Origin of the sequence: Salegentibacter salegens, assembly GCF_900142975.1 — a bacterium.
In the GTDB taxonomy this organism is placed as follows: domain Bacteria; phylum Bacteroidota; class Bacteroidia; order Flavobacteriales; family Flavobacteriaceae; genus Salegentibacter; species Salegentibacter salegens.
In genome coordinates, this window is record NZ_LT670848.1 from 2716412 (window position 1) to 2732141 (window position 15730).

Below are 15730 nucleotides of genomic sequence, written 5' to 3' on the forward strand. Positions count from 1 at the left end.
GAATTATGAGGGTTGATGTAAGAATTTTATGTTTTATAATGATTATGCTTTTATCGGCAGATTTGGCAGGACAGACGCATAACCTGCCTGAACCTCAGATGCAGGATGACGGTAGTGGTCCTATCGTAGTGCCACCTGGCCTTCCTATAGATTTCGGAATTTCAGCTTTAATCGCTGCTGGTTTAGCACTTGGAATTCATCATATTAAAAACAGAAAATAATTACTTTAATTCCTGCAATCGCTTAACGTATTTTCCAATAACATCAAATTCCAGGTTTACAGTAGCCCCTTCCGTGAGGTTTTTAAATGTAGTGTGCTCGTAAGTGTAGGGAATTATAGCCACACTAAATTCATTCTTCTTAGAATTTACAACAGTTAAACTCACACCATTTATCGTTATAGAACCTTTTTCTATGGTAATATTTTGTAAACTGAAATCGTATTCAAAAGTGAATTCCCAGCTACCATCTTTTTCCTGTACTTTTTTACAAGTCGCCGTTTGATCTACGTGTCCCTGTACAATATGACCGTCAAGTCTATCACCAAGCTTCATCCCGCGTTCCAGGTTTACCGGCGCATCTTTTTCCAGGTGCTTTAAATTTGTTTTTTGCAAAGTTTCAGCTACTGCAGTTACAGTGTATTCATTATCTTCAATTGAAACTACCGTTAAGCATACACCGTTATGGGCTACACTCTGGTCTATTTTTAATTCAGGCGTCATAGTTGCCTTTATGCTAAAATGCATATTTCCACCTTCGGTTTCTAAGCGGCTTACTTCTCCTACTTCTTCAATAATTCCGGTAAACATATCTTTGGATTATTCTTACATTTGTGATGTAAAAATATAAATAAACAAGGGAAGTTTAAGGAAATAGCCAGAACAAATCCAGATTTAGTTCAGGATTGAAAATGGTGAATTTTCAGAAAGAAATAATCCCGATAATTATAAGCAGATGAAGCACGCAGAAAAGGTGAAATTAGGAATAAGCATAGGAGATTTAAATGGAATTGGAAGTGAAATAATGCTTAAAACCTTTGATGATTCCAGGATGTTAGATTTCTGTACGCCGGTAATCTTTGCTTCTACTAAGGTGCTTACTTTTTTAAAGAAACATTTTAATCTTTCTCTCAATTACCAGGGAATAGACGAAGCGTCTAAAGCTATAGACGGGAAAATTAACGTGGTGAATGTTTGGAAAGAAGGGGTAGATATCAATTTTGGAGAAGAAGATCCTAAAATTGGGGAATATGCTTTTAAATCGCTTCAAGCCGCAACTAAAGCGCTAAAAGAAAATGAAATTGATGTGTTGGTTACTGCACCAATAAATAAACACAGCATACAATCGGCTGAATTTAATTTTCCCGGCCATACCGATTATTTAGCGAAAGAGTTAGAAGGCGAAAGCCTTATGTTTATGATCACCGATACCTTGAAAATTGGTTTACTTACAGATCACGTAGCTTTAAAAGATATAGCCAATACTATTACGCCAGAATTAATTGAAAAGAAACTAAACATAATTCAGGAAACCTTAAAACAGGATTTTAGAGTTCAAAAACCTAAAATTGCTGTTTTAGGAATCAATCCGCATAGTGGTGATAATGGTGTTATTGGAAAAGAGGATGAAGAGATTTTAAAGCCTACGCTTCAGAAATTACGAGATAAAGGCGATCTTGTTTTCGGTCCATTTTCGGCCGATAGCTTTTTCGGTTCAAAAAATTACGTGAATTTTGATGCAGTAGTTGCCTCTTATCATGACCAGGGATTAATTCCATTTAAAACACTTTCTTTTGGAAATGGGGTGAATTTCACCGCCGGTTTAAGTAAAGTAAGGACTTCACCAGACCATGGAACGGCCTTTGAAATTGCCGGGACAAATTCTGCAAATATTAATTCTTTTAAAGAAGCTGTTTTTCGCGCTATAGAAATTTATAAATGCCGTGAAGAGTATAAAGAACTCACCGAAAATCCTTTAAAGAAACAGGGTAGAAAGTTATAAACAAAAATTTGTTTATAACAGCGCTCTAATTTATTAATTTTTATATATTTGCACCCGCCTAAGCCGAAGCGGCCCGGGCAAGAAATTGACGATGAGATGAGGAAATTAGCAGCGTATACAATTCCTTTTGTGGGATTAAAGCTGGGAAAACACCAGTTTGAATACGAGATTGATAATGAGTTCTTTGAGCATTTTGAGTACGACGATCTAAACAGTGCTAATGTTAAAATAGATTTGTTGTTAGAAAAGAAAACAACAATGATGGAGCTTACTTTTGAAGCTTCGGGTGCTGTAAACGTAAATTGTGACATTACCAACGAGCCATATAACCAGCCTATAGATGGCAGTTTATTTTTGGTTGTAAAGTTTGGTGATGAATTTAACGATGAAAATGAAGATTTACTAGTTTTGCCGCACGGTGAATTTGAAGTAAATATTCAGCAATATATTTACGAACTTATAGTTTTGTCTATACCATTAAAAAGGGTTCATCCCGGGGTAGAAGACGGTACTTTAGAATCTGATGTACTTGATAAACTTGAAGAATTAAGTATTAATAACAACGAGAATAAAAATGATGAGGATGAAATAGATCCTCGCTGGGATAAATTAAAAAACTTATTAAACGATAAATAACAGCAAGCCATGGCACATCCAAAGAGAAAAATCTCGAAAACCAGAAGAGATAAAAGAAGGACACATTATAAAGCTTCGGTACCTAAAATAGCTACAGATCCTACAACAGGAGAGGCGCATTTGTACCACAGAGCACACTGGCATGAAGGTAAACTATATTACCGAGGCCAGGTATTAATTGACAATACCGAAGAAATAGAAGCTTAATTTAACATAGAGCTTTAACTTTTTTTAAAAACTCTCACCCACGTGGGAGTTTTTTGTTTGAAGTTGAATAAGTGCTAAAAAGACCTTAATTTGCACCCCCGTTCAAAGAAAAATTAGTACTTTTCTTTTTAAGTTTTTACGTTTTTTTGAAGCGTAAACGGGGTTAAAAGTCAAATCTATGAATAAAATCACAGCAGCTATTACCGCTGTGGGTGCTTACGTGCCCGACGATGTGTTGACCAACAAAATGTTGGAAGAAATGGTTGAGACCAATGATGAATGGATCTTCAGCCGAACCGGAATAAGAGAACGCCGAATACTTAAAGACCCTAGTAAAGGAACTTCATACTTAGGAATAGAAGCAGCTAAAGATTTAATAGAAAAATCTAATCTCGATCCAAAAGAAATAGACCTTGTTATTCTTGCTTCTGTCACTCCAGATTTACCTGTAGCAGCTACAGCAGTTCACGTTGCTACCCAAATAGGTGCTATAAATGCTTTTGCTTACGATCTTCAAGCCGCCTGTTCAGGATTTTTATACGGTATGTCTACAGGTTCAGCCTATATAGAATCTGGGCGATACAAAAAGGTATTAATAATTGGAGCCGATAAAATGTCTTCTATTATTGATTATACCGATAGAACTACTTGTATTATCTTTGGAGATGGTGCAGGTGCCGTGCTTATGGAACCAAATGAAGAAGGTTTTGGCCTACAGGATGAAATTCTTAGAAGCGATTCTATTGGGCGGGATTCCCTTAGAATAGAAGCCGGAGGCTCTTTAATGCCGCCCACGGCAGAAACTGTAGCCAATAAATTACATTATGTGAGACAGGACGGTAAAACAGTTTTTAAATTTGCGGTTTCTAATATGGCAGAAGTTAGTGCTAATATTATGGAGCGTAATAAATTAACCAATGAAGATGTAGACTGGCTTGTTGCGCACCAGGCAAATAAACGTATTGTGGGAGCCACGGCTAGCCGCATGGGACTTGAAGATAAAAAAGTGCTTATGAATATTGAGCGCTACGGAAATACTACCTCGGCTACTTTGCCTTTATTGCTTAGCGATTACGAAAAGCAATTTAAAAAAGGAGATAATTTAGTTTTTGCTTCATTTGGGGGCGGCTTCACCTGGGGGGCGACCTACTTAAAATGGGCATATAATTCTTAAAAAAACCAACACCCTATTATTATGGATTTAAAAGAAATTCAGAATTTAATCAAGTTTGTAGCCAAATCTGGTGCCAGCGAGGTAAAACTGGAAACGGGCGATGTAAAGATCACCATTAAAACAGGCTCAGACGAAAAAGAAACTATTGTTCAACATGTGCCAATGGGTGGCCAAATGCAGCATATGCCTGCACAGCCCCAGCCTCAGCAGCATCAACAGCCACAGGCTCCGGCTCCTTCTCAGGAGAGTGATTCGCAGGGCAAGGAAGAGCAAAAAGCACCTGAGGGTGAAGATTCAAACTATATTACTGTAAAATCTCCTATAATCGGAACATTCTACCGCAAACCTTCCCCAGATAAACCCACTTTCGTAGAAGTTGGAGATTCAATTAAAGAAGGTGATGTGCTTTGTGTAATTGAGGCTATGAAACTTTTCAATGAAATTGAAAGCGAAGTTTCAGGAAAAATAGTAAAAGTACTGGTAGACGATTCCTCTCCTGTAGAGTTCGATCAGCCATTATTTTTAGTAGACCCATCATAAATTACTGCCCATTTAGCTTAAGGGAAATTTTTCCCGGGCCAAAAAAACAATAGGTATGTTTAAAAAAATATTGATTGCAAACAGGGGCGAGATCGCATTGCGCATTCTTCGCACCTGTAAAGAAATGGGAATTAGCACCGTTGCGGTTTATTCTACTGCAGATGCTGAAAGTCTTCACGTAAGGTTTGCCGACGAGGCCGTATGTATTGGTCCGCCACCCAGTAACTTATCTTATCTAAAAATCTCAAATATTATTGCTGCTGCAGAAATTACCAATGCAGATGCAATTCATCCTGGTTACGGATTTCTTTCTGAAAATGCTAAATTTTCTAAGATTTGTGAAGAGCACGATATTAAATTTATCGGTGCCTCACCAGAAATGATCGCAAAAATGGGAGATAAAGCTACCGCAAAAGCTACTATGAGAGCAGCGGGAGTACCTTGTGTTCCAGGATCAGAAGGAGTGATGAAAGATTTTAAGGAATGCCAAAAACTTGCGAAAGAAATGGGCTTTCCTGTAATGCTAAAAGCTACTGCCGGTGGTGGTGGGAAAGGAATGCGAGCCGTTTGGAAAGAAGAAAATCTTGAGGATGCCTGGAATTCTGCCCGCCAGGAAGCAGGCGCTGCTTTTGGAAACGACGGGATGTATATGGAAAAGCTTATTGAAGAGCCACGCCATATAGAAATCCAAATTGTTGGAGACAGTACAGGTAAAGCCTGTCACCTTTCAGAAAGGGACTGCTCGGTACAACGTCGTCACCAAAAATTAACCGAAGAAACCCCTTCTCCTTTTATGACCGATAGTCTTCGGAAAAAAATGGGAGCGGCTGCAGTAAAAGCTGCAGAATATATTAAATACGAAGGTGCGGGAACCGTAGAATTTTTGGTAGATAAACACCGAAACTTCTACTTTATGGAAATGAATACCCGTATCCAGGTAGAACACCCCATTACCGAGCAGGTAATAGATTACGATCTTATTAGGGAACAAATTCTTGTAGCATCAGGAGTTCCAATTTCCGGAAAAAATTATTTCCCGCAATTACACTCTATAGAATGCCGTATCAATGCTGAAGATCCTTATAATAATTTTAGACCTTCTCCCGGGAAGATCACTAATTTACACGCGCCAGGTGGTCACGGAGTACGAATAGATACACACGTTTACAGTGGCTATGTTATTCCGCCTAATTACGATTCTATGATCGCGAAATTGATCACTACTGCCCAAAGCAGGGAAGAAGCGATCAACAAAATGAAACGCGCTCTCGACGAGTTTGTGATAGAAGGTGTAAAAACTACTATTCCCTTTCATAGGCAACTTATGGATCACCCCGATTATGTGGAGGGGAACTATACCACTAAGTTTATGGAAGATTTTAAAATGAAACCACTAGAAGAAGAGGATTAGTTTTTTATCGTCATTCTTAGTTTATTTCAGAATCTTACATTTCGAATATTTAAACATTAGACCTCACAGTCCCGATTCAAATCGGGACTGTGAGGTCTTTTTTGTTGTGTACAGGCTGTCATTCTGAACTTGTTTCAGAATCTAACAAGTTGCAAATCTAAATATGTTTCGGGCCCAAATTAGATTGATTAGAGTTTACCAGAAAGCCTCTTTTTTTATTTCGTATTTTCATTGAAAATTAACCAATTCAATGAATCTTTCTTACTGGGAAACCAAAACCTGGTTTTCAAATATCGATTTTTGTATTATCGGCAGCGGGATTACGGGTCTAAATTGTGCACTAAACTTAAAAGAACGTTTTCCAAAATCTAAGATCCTGATTTTAGAACGTGGCATTTTGCCGAACGGAGCAAGTACAAAAAATGCCGGATTTGCCTGTTTTGGAAGCGTTTCTGAGATCCTGGATGATCTTAATTCACATTCTGAAGAAGAAGTGATGCAACTCATACAAAAGCGATTAAAAGGTTTGAAGTTGCTTCGGAAGAATCTTGGAGATCAAAATATTGGTTATAAAGAATACGGGGGCTACGAACTTTTTACCAATGCGGATAGTGCTCTTTTTGAAGAGTGTAAATCGGCTATACCAAACCTTAATAACATGCTGAAGCCTATATTTAGAGATGCGGTTTTTGGCATCCAAAAAGACAGTTTTGGTTTTCTGAATATTCAGAAAAAACTCATTTTTAATCAATTTGAAGGACAGTTAAATACCGGGAAAATGATGGAAGCTTTGCTACATAAAGTGCAGAAAGCCGGTATAAAAATCCTGAATAATACTACAGTTGAAGAATTTGTAGAAACAGAGGATTCAGTAAAAATTAAAACTGATAAATTAGAATTTTCAGCAAATAAATTACTGATCGCTACCAACGGATTTGCTTCACAACTGGGAATTCCTGAAGTCAAACCGGCGCGCGCCCAGGTTTTGATCACCAAGCCGATTAAAAATCTGAAAATTAAAGGCACGTTTCATTTAGATAAAGGTTATTATTATTTTAGAAATATAAATGATCGAATTCTTTTTGGCGGCGGAAGAAACCTTGATCTTGAAACCGAAGAAACCACCGAAATCGCTCAAACTGAACTTATTCAGCAGAAACTGGAAGAATTGCTTAAAACCACTGTTTTACCCGAAACTTTCTTTACAATTGATCAACGCTGGAGCGGAATTATGGGCGTGGGAAAACAGAAAAACCCGGTCGTTAAACAAATTTCAGAAAATGTTTATTGCGGAGTTCGTTTAGGTGGAATGGGGGTTGCCATTGGTAGCCTGGTAGGAAAAGAACTTTCAGAATTGATAAAATGATAAAGAAAATCTTCAAATTCTTCTTGAAACTGGTAGGAATCCTAATCCTGTTTTCACTTTTTATGGTGGTACTTTATAAATGGGTTCCGGTGCCTTTTACACCGTTGATGGCCATTCGTTATTTTGAAAATCCCGATGAAAAAATTCAACATTCCTGGGTGCCACGGCAAGATATTTCCCGGCATTTGCAATTGGGCTTAATTGCCAGCGAAGATCAAAATTTTGTAAAGCATCGTGGATTTGATATTGAAGCTATAGAAAAGGCGATAGAGGATAATCAAAAAGGAAAGCGGGTGCGCGGTGCCAGCACGATTTCTCAACAAACTGCGAAAAATGTGTTTTTATGGCCGGGTAGAAATTGGTTTCGAAAAGGCCTGGAAGTTTATTTTACTTTTTTGATCGAAACTTTGTGGAGTAAAGAACGAATTTTAGAAGTTTACCTGAATAGTATAGAGATGGGAGGCGGAGTGTATGGGGCTGAGGCCGCCGCGCAACATTGGTTCAATAAATCGGCTGCAAATCTTTCGGTTTATGAAGCCGCGGCGATTGCGGCTATTTTGCCGAATCCCAGGGAATACCGGGCAAATCCCGCTAGTAATTATATCAATCAGCGGATAAACTGGATTGTAAGGCAAATGCAGAATTATGGGAAATTTAGTTTGGAGTAAATTTCACAATAATGTCATTTATCGTCAATCTGTCCCGAGGCTTCGGGATTGTTTCAGATTCTAATTTGTTGCGATTATTAAACGCTTAGATCCTGAAATAAATTCAGGATGACGATTCTATAAACTTCTCATATTTCAAAAAGAGAATAATCTATGAATTCAATAAAAGAAAAACTTTTTAAAGCTTGCGAGGCTTACCTGGAAGAACGGATAAAGCGTATTGAAACTTCTATGGCCGGACTTGAAAGCGATCTGGGAAACGAAACCAAAAGCAGCGCTGGGGATAAATACGAAACCGGGCGGGAAATGATAAACCTGGAAATAAATAAACTTGCGGAACAACTGCAGCAATTTAAAAGCCTAAAAAATACGCTTAATGTTGCTAAAAACAGGACGAATACCAGTTCTGCGCAATTGGGAACTGCGGTAAAAACCAATATGGCTAATTATTTTATCGCAATCCCGGCAAATCGCATTATCGTTGATGGGGAAGAGTATTTTGCCATTGGCGCCAATTCTCCGATCGCACAATTATTACTAAATAAAAAAGTCGGTGAGGAAATTACTTTTAATGGAAAATCGGCTAAACTCCTTGAAGTGTTTTAAATTAAAATGAGGTGTTGAATGAAAATCAAATTATTTCAACCTTGATTCGATTAATTTTTCTGAAACTTTTAGGTTTACTTTTTTTCCTTTTTTTAAAACTTTCGAATGATTAAAATAAATGGTTTTCCCATTTAAATCGGCTTCAATTAACCAGGTTTCGCCTTTAAACCAGGATTTTTTTACCGTAGCTTTTATACCTGATTTTTGGGTAAGTTTGATTTCTTCAGGGTAAAGAATCACTTTTTTTCTGCTGCTTTCAGCTTCAAATAAATCTTTCAGCATTATTTCATTTACATCCCCAAAAAGGGAAGCCACATATTTATTCGGCGGATTTTGATATAATTCTTCTGGTGAATTTTCAGCGTAAATCTTTGCGTTTTTCAGCACGATAGTTTTATCGGCAAAAGAAAGCGCATCAGTACTATCGTGCGTGGCGACGATGCAGGCGATATTGTTTTCCTTTAAGTAAGCGAAAAGTTTTCGGCGTAAATTATTTTTCCTGAAATGGTCTATATGGCTAAAAGGTTCGTCCAGTAAAAGCAGTTCGGGTTCATTGGCCAGTGCTCTTGCCAAAGCTACGCGCTGTTGTTGGCCACCGCTTAAGAGTTTCGCTTTTTTATCAGCCAGCTCAGTCAATTCTACCACTTCCAGTAGTTCTTTGATACGGTTTTTCTTTTTCTGCGGATATTGGTTACTAAGGTGTTTCCCAATATTATCGGCCACACTTAAGGGTAGCATTAAATCGAAATCTTGCGCTAAATATTTTATAAAAGGTTCTCCCGGCACCAGGTTAAAATTAGGCCCTAAAAGTTCTTTTTCTCCCCAAAAAATATTTCCTTCGGTATGAAGTAAGCCGTAAATAAGTTTAAGCAACGTACTTTTTCCGCAGCCGCTCTCGCCAATTACAGAGAGGTTTTCTCCTTTTTCAAGCTTAAAACTAATATTTTTTAAAACTGGTTCTTCAGCGTAGGCAAAGGAGACATTTTTGAGTTTCAGCATAAAATTATTTTGTCCCTACAAGTTAGGCTTTTCCCAATTGTTTGGAAAGTAACTTAAACATCGTCGTAATCTACCTTTAATTTTGGGGTTAGCGGTTGCGCCTGGCAGGTAAGGATCAAACCTTCTGCAATTTCTTCGTCGGTTAAGATTTGATTTTTACGCATTTCGACTTTTCCTTCTACGATCCTGGCAATACAACTGCTGCAAATCCCGCCCTGGCAGGAATACGGCACGTCTAAATCGTGCTCTAAAGCGGCGTCTAAAACCGTTTCTTTGGTATCCATAGAGAAAGTGGTCTCCTCGTCGTCTACCATAATAGTAAGTTCGGTTTGGCCTTCTACATTGGTTTCTATAGCGCCGGTTTCTTCAGAAGTAAAGAGCTCGTAAAGAATTTTGTCTTCGGTAACTCCGTTTTCTTTTAAAACATCGCTTACCTGGTTAATCATTTCTTCTGGCCCACAAAGGTAGAAAGCATCAAAGGGGTGATCTTTAAACTTATTTTTTACCACAAAATTCACCGTGCTGGTTTCAATTCTTCCAAAATGTGAATCGTCTTCCCTGGTGCGGCTGTAAACAAATTCAATAAAAAGCCTGTCGGGGAATTTGGCTTGCAATTCCAGTAATTCCTTAAAAAATATGGTTTCTTCGGGTGATTTATTTCCGTAGGTAAGTACAAACCTGCTTTTAGGTTCTTCAGCTAAAACAGTTTTAATAATAGAAAGTACAGGAGTGATCCCACTTCCTGCAGCAAAGGCCGCATAAGATTTGGTTTCGCCGGTGGGTTTTAAAATAAATTTTCCTTCTGGCGGGTGTACTTCTAAAATATCGCCGGCATTGAGTTTATTATTGGCAATTACTGAGAATTTACCACCTTCAACCTCTTTAACGGTAACCTTGAATTCTCCCGAATTTGGTGCCGAACAAAGCGAATAAGCACGCCTTAGTTCTTCGTCGCCTAACTTTATTTTTATCGTAATATATTGACCCGCGTCAAACTTAAACTCTTCTTTTAAGTTTTCTGGAATATTAAAAGACAAGCTCACTGCCTGCGGGGTTTCCCTAATTACTTCTTTTATTTCTAACGGAAAAAACTGACTCATCAAAAAATTATTTTTTGCAAAAATACAAAGTATGTGAAATTAAAGAGTGTAACAAATACCTAAATTTCTATACATGTAAGGTAAATATGCCCGTAACTTGATTAAACTGGTGTTTTATTTCGGGTATTTAATCATTTTGGGTTAGCATTTTTAATCCCGGCAATGGGTTAAATTATTAAATTATGTTTAAACGGTTTTTATGGTTAGAATGGAAATCATTTTTCCGTTCTGCTAGTGTGGGGAAGAGTATCGGGCTAAAGGTCTTACTTATTTTCCTGGCTTTATATTTTTCTGTAGCATTTCTTGCCTTGGGTATTGGTCTTTATCCTTTGCTGCAGGAAGCTTTTCCTGAGCAGGATCCATTACAAATGGTAAACCGTTTTGTTTTACTGTGGCTGGTTTTTGAGCTAGGTTTTAGATTTATGCTACAAACCTTACCGGTGTTAGATATAAAACCACTTTTAAATTTACCAATTCCAAGACGAAAGGCAGTGAATTTTGTACTGATCAAGTCTATGTACTCCTTTTTCAATTTCCTGCCGTTATTTATAATTATTCCCTTCGGAATTTTTTGCATTTATAAAGGCGAGTATGGAACCTGGAATATTATAGGTTGGATGATAGCAATGATTGCTATAACTCAATGTGTGAATTTTCTGAATTTTATTATTAAAAAGAAATTCACCGATAATTTAAAAGCATTAATTCCGGTAATTCTTACACTCGTCGTTTTGGGCGCGCTGGAGTATTTTGAAGTTTTTGAAATAAGTCTTTGGTTTGGAAAAATGATGGATTTCCTGGTTTTGAATCCGTATCTGGCTATTATACCTATAATTCTGGTAATAGCTTTTTATAAATGGAACCAACTTAACCTGGAAAGCAAGTTTTATCTTGATGCCGGCTTAAAGGAGAAACAAAAAGATGCCGATACAAAGGATTTTGTTTGGACTAAAAAATTTGGAACCCTTGCGCCATTTCTTCAATTAGATTTAAAACTAATTTGGAGAAATAAAAGGCCAAAAACAACAATTTACATGTCTTTACTTTTGTTGTGCTACGGCTTGTTTGTTTATCCCAGCGATATGTATGAACATCCTTCTATATATGTTTTTGTAGGTATTTTTATGACTGGAATTTTTATGATCAATTTTGGGCAATTTGTGCCTTCGTGGGATGCTTCATATTATCCTCTAATTATGTCACAAAATATCCCTGTAAAAGATTACCTGTCTTCTAAAGCAATGCTTATTAGTTTTAGTGTAATAATTCTGGCTATTCTAAGCACACCTTATATTTATTTTGGCTGGAATATCTTATTGATAAATATGGTGGCGGCTTTATATAATATTGGTGTGAATGTTCCTATTTTGCTCTATTCGGGCTCTTTTAATAAAAAGAGAATAGACCTGGATAAAAGTCCGTTTATGAATTACCAGGGAACAGGAGCAGCCCAATGGATAGTTGGTCTACCCTTAATGTTTTTGCCAATTTTAATCTTCTGGCTTCTGGATTATTTTATAGGGTTTGAAGCAGGCTTAATTGGTCTTTCCAGCTTAGGAGTTCTTGGTCTACTTTTGCGCTCTAGTTTAATGAAATACATTGCCGGTGTTTACCGAAAAAGAAAATATGCGATGATAAATGGTTTTAAACAAACCGGAGAATAAAATTTATAATACTATGATAACTGCTACAAACCTTAGTAAAATATACGGCGGAACAAAAGTTCTAAATATAGATCATCTGGATATTCCCACAGGAGAAAGTTTTGGCCTGGTAGGGAATAACGGCGCCGGTAAAACCACTTTTTTCAGTTTATTGCTGGATTTAATTCAGCCAACCACCGGGAATATTTTTAATAACGAGATCACGGTAAGCCAAAGTGAAGATTGGAAACCTTTTACCGCTTCTTTTATAGACGAAAGTTTCCTGATTGGTTACTTAACTCCCGAAGAATATTTCTATTTCGTGGGAGAATTACGCGGCGCCAATAAAGCGGATATCGATGCCTTTTTAGCCAATTTTGAAGATTTTTTCCACGAAGAAATTATTGGCAGAAGAAAATATTTACGAGACCTCTCTAAAGGAAATCAGAAAAAAGTGGGTATTGTGGCGGCACTTATTGGGAATCCCAAAGTGGTGATTTTAGATGAGCCTTTTGCTAATTTAGATCCAACAACCCAAATTCGCTTAAAAAAGATCATTAAAGAACTTACAGAAAACCGTGAAACTACTGTCCTTATTTCCAGCCACGACCTTATTCACGTGACCGAAGTTTGTGAACGTATTGTGGTTTTAGATAAAGGCATACCGGTAAAAGATATTAAAACTTCTGAAGCCACTTTAAGTGAATTGGAAAGCTATTTTTCAGGCGAAGTAGGCGCAACTCAGGCTGAAGAACTATAACAATTTGGTTTGCGTTTGTAAAAAGAAGCGTATTTTTGCACACTAAACAAACTGATTTTTAGTTATAAAGCCATCGAGAACCGGTTAATTTTGAATATAATTACCAAACTTACTTTATTGTTGCTTCTGTTTGGGAGCATCGCTGGCTGTTCACGCAAAAAAAACACCTTCGTAAATAGAAATTGGCACGCGGTTACTACAGAGTATAATACGCTGTATAACGGTAATCTTGGCCTGGAACAGGGTAAGGAAGAACTCAACCAAAACTACGCCGATAATTACTGGGATATTCTTCCCATTGAGCGTATGCAAATTGATGAAAACATCGTTTTGCCCGATAGTATCCGAAATCAAAATTTTGGCTACGCCGAAGAAAAAGCCGTAAAAGCAATTCAGCGTCACTCGATGCTGATCGATGGTAAAGAAAGAAATCCGCAAATAGATGAAGCTTATTTATTGCTCGGAAAAGCCCGGTATTTCGATCAACGTTTTATCCCGGCGCTAGAAGCTTTCAATTATATTTTAAGGCGTTATCCTGCCAGCAATAATATTATTCACGCCCGGGTTTGGCGCGAAAAAACCCATATGCGCCTGGATAATAACCGTCTTGCCGTAAATAATCTCAAAAAAGTACTGGATTTAGAGCATCTTGAAGAACAGGATATTGCTGATGCCAGTGCAACTATGGCCCAGGCCTATATTAATTTACGGCATTTAGACAGCGCGGTAGTTCCGTTAAAGAATGCAGCAGAATTCACCGGAAATAACGAAGAAAAAGGACGTTATTTTTATATCCTAGGTCAGCTAAATAATGAATTGGGGCAGGTAGCGGAGGCTAATGCTGCTTTTGATAAAGTGATAGATCTAAACAGAAAATCTCCCAGGATTTATATGATTAATGCCTATGTTCAAAAAGCACGGAATTTTGAAATGGGACAGGGGAATAATTACGAATTGCGGGAAATGCTTAGGGAGTTGGAAGAAGATCGTGAAAACAGGCCATTTTTAGACAAGATCTATTTTCAAATTGGGGAATATTACAATCGTTTAGATTCTATAGACCCGGCAGTAGATTATTATAAGAAATCCCTGGAGGAACCCGCCAGCGATGTTTATTTGCGTTCTATCAATTATGAAATCCTTGCAAATATAAATTTCGATCAAAGCAATTATGTGTTAGCAAGCAAATATTTTGATAGTACCCTGGCAGAAATGGATCCGCAATTAAGGGAATTCCGGACTATAAAAAAGAAAAGGGATAACCTGGAAGACGTTATAAAATACGAAGACGTAGCATATAAAAACGATAGCATCCTGCAGATAAGTCAGATGATGCCGGCTGAACAATTGGATTATTTTAAAAATTACACTACAGATTTACGCACGAAATTAGAAGCCGATAATAACGCAGTGGCTATGCCTGTAAATTTACCGGCTATAGCATCCAGGCAGCCACCAGCTTCGGCCCGTACTTTTTATTTTTACAGTGAAGCGAGGGTTCAACAGGGAAGACAGGAATTTTTAAATCAGTGGGGAGATCGCCCGCTAGCCGATAACTGGCGATGGGCAGAGGTTAGTTTTGAAACCGAAGATTCTTCGGGAAACGAAGAAGCTGGGCTTTCACAACAGCTTTTAGATAACGATCCAAGGCTTGATCCTTATACTTATATCGATCAAATACCTACAGATCTGGCTGTTTTAGATACCATAACCCGCGATAGGGATTTTGCATATTATCAGTTGGGAATAATTTATAAAGAGAATTTCAGGGAATATAAAATGGCGCAGGATAGATTGGAAGCTGTTTTAGAGATGTCTTTAGATGAGCGCCTTATTTTGCCTTCTATGTATAATCTATATCAGATTTATAAGATCACAAATCAAAGTTTTAGGGCTGAAGAAATGAAGCAGGAAATTTTGGAGAGTTACCCAGATTCCCGTTACGCAGCTTATATTTTAAATCCTGAAAGTATACGGGAAGATCAAAATTCTCCAGAAGCGATTTACGCTGAACTTTATCGTGATTTTGAAGCGCAAAATTTCAACCAGGTTATTGCGGAAACTAGTAGATATAGTTCTGAATTTGCCGGGGATGCGATTGTGCCAAAATTAGAACTTTTAAAAGCCCAGGCCAGCGGAAGACTTTTAGGTTTAGAAGCTTATAAAAGTGCCTTAAACCACGTGGCTTTGACCTATCCACAAACCGAGGAAGGTAAAAAAGCTCAGCAAATTTTAAATAAAACAATTCCGCAGTTAAGCGGGCTGGAATTTAATACTGATAGCCTTCAGCAAAATTATAAGTTGCTTTATCGCTTTGAAGTTTCAGAGCAGGAAGCAGCTTTAGCTCTAAAAGAAAAGATAGAAACAGCGATTTCAGATATAAATTACAATCATCTTTCAGTTTCTATAGATGTTTATGATCCTGAAGAGGTTTTTGTAATGGTGCACGGTCTTGAAAATCTTAATCGTGCAGGAGGCTTTGCTGAATTACTTCAAATAAATGAAGATTATTTAGTTGAAAAAGAACCTATAGAAATTTCAACAGAAAATTATAGAATTGTACAAATTCAGAAGAATTTAGAAGAATACCCGCAACCGATTAATTAGGATTTTTTCAGT

General features: G+C 37.5%; 16 protein-coding genes. 13 read left to right on the forward strand and 3 right to left on the reverse strand.

Annotated elements, in window-relative coordinates; genetic code table 11:
* Positions 1–5: 5 nt before the first annotated feature.
* A complete protein-coding gene (locus B5488_RS12100) occupies positions 6–221 on the forward strand; it encodes a hypothetical protein (protein WP_106197102.1) in 216 nt (71 codons plus the stop codon).
* On the opposite strand, the gene B5488_RS12105 is transcribed toward B5488_RS12100, so the two are convergent.
* Positions 222–809 carry a riboflavin synthase gene (locus B5488_RS12105; RefSeq protein WP_079735498.1) on the reverse strand — a complete coding sequence of 196 codons (588 nt, stop codon included), beginning with the start codon at positions 807–809 and terminating at the stop codon, positions 222–224.
* Positions 810–954: 145 nt separating this feature from the next.
* Between B5488_RS12105 and pdxA the strand changes: the two genes are divergently transcribed.
* The 9 genes from pdxA (at position 955) to B5488_RS12150 (ending at position 8609) form a co-directional block, all read left to right on the forward strand.
* Entirely contained in the window at positions 955–2001 is a 1047-nt protein-coding gene (gene pdxA / locus B5488_RS12110) for a 4-hydroxythreonine-4-phosphate dehydrogenase PdxA (protein ID WP_079735499.1), read from the forward strand.
* Positions 2002–2097: 96 nt separating this feature from the next.
* The gene (locus tag B5488_RS12115) at positions 2098–2637 is read left to right on the forward strand and encodes a YceD family protein (RefSeq protein WP_079736608.1); all 540 of its coding nucleotides are present in this window, start codon (positions 2098–2100) and stop codon (positions 2635–2637) included.
* Between the two features lie 9 nt (positions 2638–2646).
* Entirely contained in the window at positions 2647–2844 is a 198-nt protein-coding gene (gene rpmF, locus B5488_RS12120; RefSeq protein WP_037318365.1) for a 50S ribosomal protein L32, read from the forward strand.
* Between the two features lie 178 nt (positions 2845–3022).
* Positions 3023–4018, forward strand: coding sequence for a beta-ketoacyl-ACP synthase III (locus B5488_RS12125; protein WP_079735500.1), 996 nt, complete (start codon positions 3023–3025; stop codon positions 4016–4018).
* A 21-nt stretch (positions 4019–4039) separates the two neighbouring features.
* Positions 4040–4558: an acetyl-CoA carboxylase biotin carboxyl carrier protein gene (accB, locus tag B5488_RS12130; RefSeq protein ID WP_079735501.1), complete on the forward strand. Its 519-nt coding sequence runs from the start codon at positions 4040–4042 to the stop codon at positions 4556–4558.
* Between the two features lie 55 nt (positions 4559–4613).
* Entirely contained in the window at positions 4614–5969 is a 1356-nt protein-coding gene (gene accC / locus B5488_RS12135) for an acetyl-CoA carboxylase biotin carboxylase subunit (protein WP_079735502.1), read from the forward strand.
* 250 nt (positions 5970–6219) lie between these two features.
* Positions 6220–7335: an NAD(P)/FAD-dependent oxidoreductase gene (locus B5488_RS12140; protein ID WP_079735503.1), complete on the forward strand. Its 1116-nt coding sequence runs from the start codon at positions 6220–6222 to the stop codon at positions 7333–7335.
* A complete protein-coding gene (gene mtgA, locus B5488_RS12145; RefSeq protein WP_079735504.1) occupies positions 7332–8003 on the forward strand; it encodes a monofunctional biosynthetic peptidoglycan transglycosylase in 672 nt (223 codons plus the stop codon). The genes B5488_RS12140 and mtgA overlap by 4 nt, the downstream gene beginning before the upstream one ends.
* 153 nt (positions 8004–8156) lie before the next feature.
* Positions 8157–8609 (forward strand): transcription elongation factor, encoded by a 453-nt coding sequence (locus B5488_RS12150; protein ID WP_170065282.1) that lies wholly within the window; start codon positions 8157–8159, stop codon positions 8607–8609.
* A 30-nt stretch (positions 8610–8639) separates the two neighbouring features.
* On the opposite strand, the gene B5488_RS12155 is transcribed toward B5488_RS12150, so the two are convergent.
* Positions 8640–9608 carry an ABC transporter ATP-binding protein gene (locus tag B5488_RS12155; RefSeq protein WP_079735505.1) on the reverse strand — a complete coding sequence of 323 codons (969 nt, stop codon included), beginning with the start codon at positions 9606–9608 and terminating at the stop codon, positions 8640–8642.
* A 53-nt stretch (positions 9609–9661) separates the two neighbouring features.
* Positions 9662–10708 carry a ferredoxin--NADP reductase gene (locus tag B5488_RS12160; RefSeq protein ID WP_079735506.1) on the reverse strand — a complete coding sequence of 349 codons (1047 nt, stop codon included), beginning with the start codon at positions 10706–10708 and terminating at the stop codon, positions 9662–9664.
* A 182-nt stretch (positions 10709–10890) separates the two neighbouring features.
* On the opposite strand from B5488_RS12160, the gene B5488_RS12165 reads away from it, so the two are divergent.
* The 3 genes from B5488_RS12165 to porW all read left to right on the forward strand — a co-directional run bounded on the left by B5488_RS12165 (position 10891) and on the right by porW (position 15718).
* The gene (locus B5488_RS12165; RefSeq protein WP_079735507.1) at positions 10891–12372 is read left to right on the forward strand and encodes a DUF5687 family protein; all 1482 of its coding nucleotides are present in this window, start codon (positions 10891–10893) and stop codon (positions 12370–12372) included.
* A 13-nt stretch (positions 12373–12385) separates the two neighbouring features.
* Positions 12386–13111 carry an ABC transporter ATP-binding protein gene (locus B5488_RS12170; RefSeq protein ID WP_079736610.1) on the forward strand — a complete coding sequence of 242 codons (726 nt, stop codon included), beginning with the start codon at positions 12386–12388 and terminating at the stop codon, positions 13109–13111.
* 90 nt (positions 13112–13201) lie between these two features.
* Complete coding sequence (porW, locus tag B5488_RS12175; protein ID WP_079735508.1) at positions 13202–15718, forward strand: type IX secretion system periplasmic lipoprotein PorW/SprE; 2517 nt, start codon at positions 13202–13204, stop codon at positions 15716–15718.
* Positions 15719–15730 lie beyond the last annotated feature (12 nt).

What these genes read in the sequence shown, in the direction of transcription:
- B5488_RS12165 (WP_079735507.1), top strand. Translation starts at nt 10,891, where the DNA reads ATGTTTAAACGGTTTTTATGGTTAGAATGGAAATCATTTTTCCGTTCT.
- B5488_RS12140 (WP_079735503.1), top strand. Translation starts at nt 6,220, where the DNA reads ATGAATCTTTCTTACTGGGAAACCAAAACCTGGTTTTCAAATATCGAT.
- B5488_RS12160 (WP_079735506.1), bottom strand. Translation starts at nt 10,708, where the DNA reads ATGAGTCAGTTTTTTCCGTTAGAAATAAAAGAAGTAATTAGGGAAACC.
- B5488_RS12115 (WP_079736608.1), top strand. Translation starts at nt 2,098, where the DNA reads ATGAGGAAATTAGCAGCGTATACAATTCCTTTTGTGGGATTAAAGCTG.
- accB (WP_079735501.1), top strand. Translation starts at nt 4,040, where the DNA reads ATGGATTTAAAAGAAATTCAGAATTTAATCAAGTTTGTAGCCAAATCT.
- B5488_RS12170 (WP_079736610.1), top strand. Translation starts at nt 12,386, where the DNA reads ATGATAACTGCTACAAACCTTAGTAAAATATACGGCGGAACAAAAGTT.
- B5488_RS12150 (WP_170065282.1), top strand. Translation starts at nt 8,157, where the DNA reads ATGAATTCAATAAAAGAAAAACTTTTTAAAGCTTGCGAGGCTTACCTG.
- accC (WP_079735502.1), top strand. Translation starts at nt 4,614, where the DNA reads ATGTTTAAAAAAATATTGATTGCAAACAGGGGCGAGATCGCATTGCGC.
- B5488_RS12125 (WP_079735500.1), top strand. Translation starts at nt 3,023, where the DNA reads ATGAATAAAATCACAGCAGCTATTACCGCTGTGGGTGCTTACGTGCCC.
- pdxA (WP_079735499.1), top strand. Translation starts at nt 955, where the DNA reads ATGAAGCACGCAGAAAAGGTGAAATTAGGAATAAGCATAGGAGATTTA.
- B5488_RS12100 (WP_106197102.1), top strand. Translation starts at nt 6, where the DNA reads ATGAGGGTTGATGTAAGAATTTTATGTTTTATAATGATTATGCTTTTA.
- B5488_RS12155 (WP_079735505.1), bottom strand. Translation starts at nt 9,608, where the DNA reads ATGCTGAAACTCAAAAATGTCTCCTTTGCCTACGCTGAAGAACCAGTT.
- mtgA (WP_079735504.1), top strand. Translation starts at nt 7,332, where the DNA reads ATGATAAAGAAAATCTTCAAATTCTTCTTGAAACTGGTAGGAATCCTA.
- rpmF (WP_037318365.1), top strand. Translation starts at nt 2,647, where the DNA reads ATGGCACATCCAAAGAGAAAAATCTCGAAAACCAGAAGAGATAAAAGA.
- B5488_RS12105 (WP_079735498.1), bottom strand. Translation starts at nt 809, where the DNA reads ATGTTTACCGGAATTATTGAAGAAGTAGGAGAAGTAAGCCGCTTAGAA.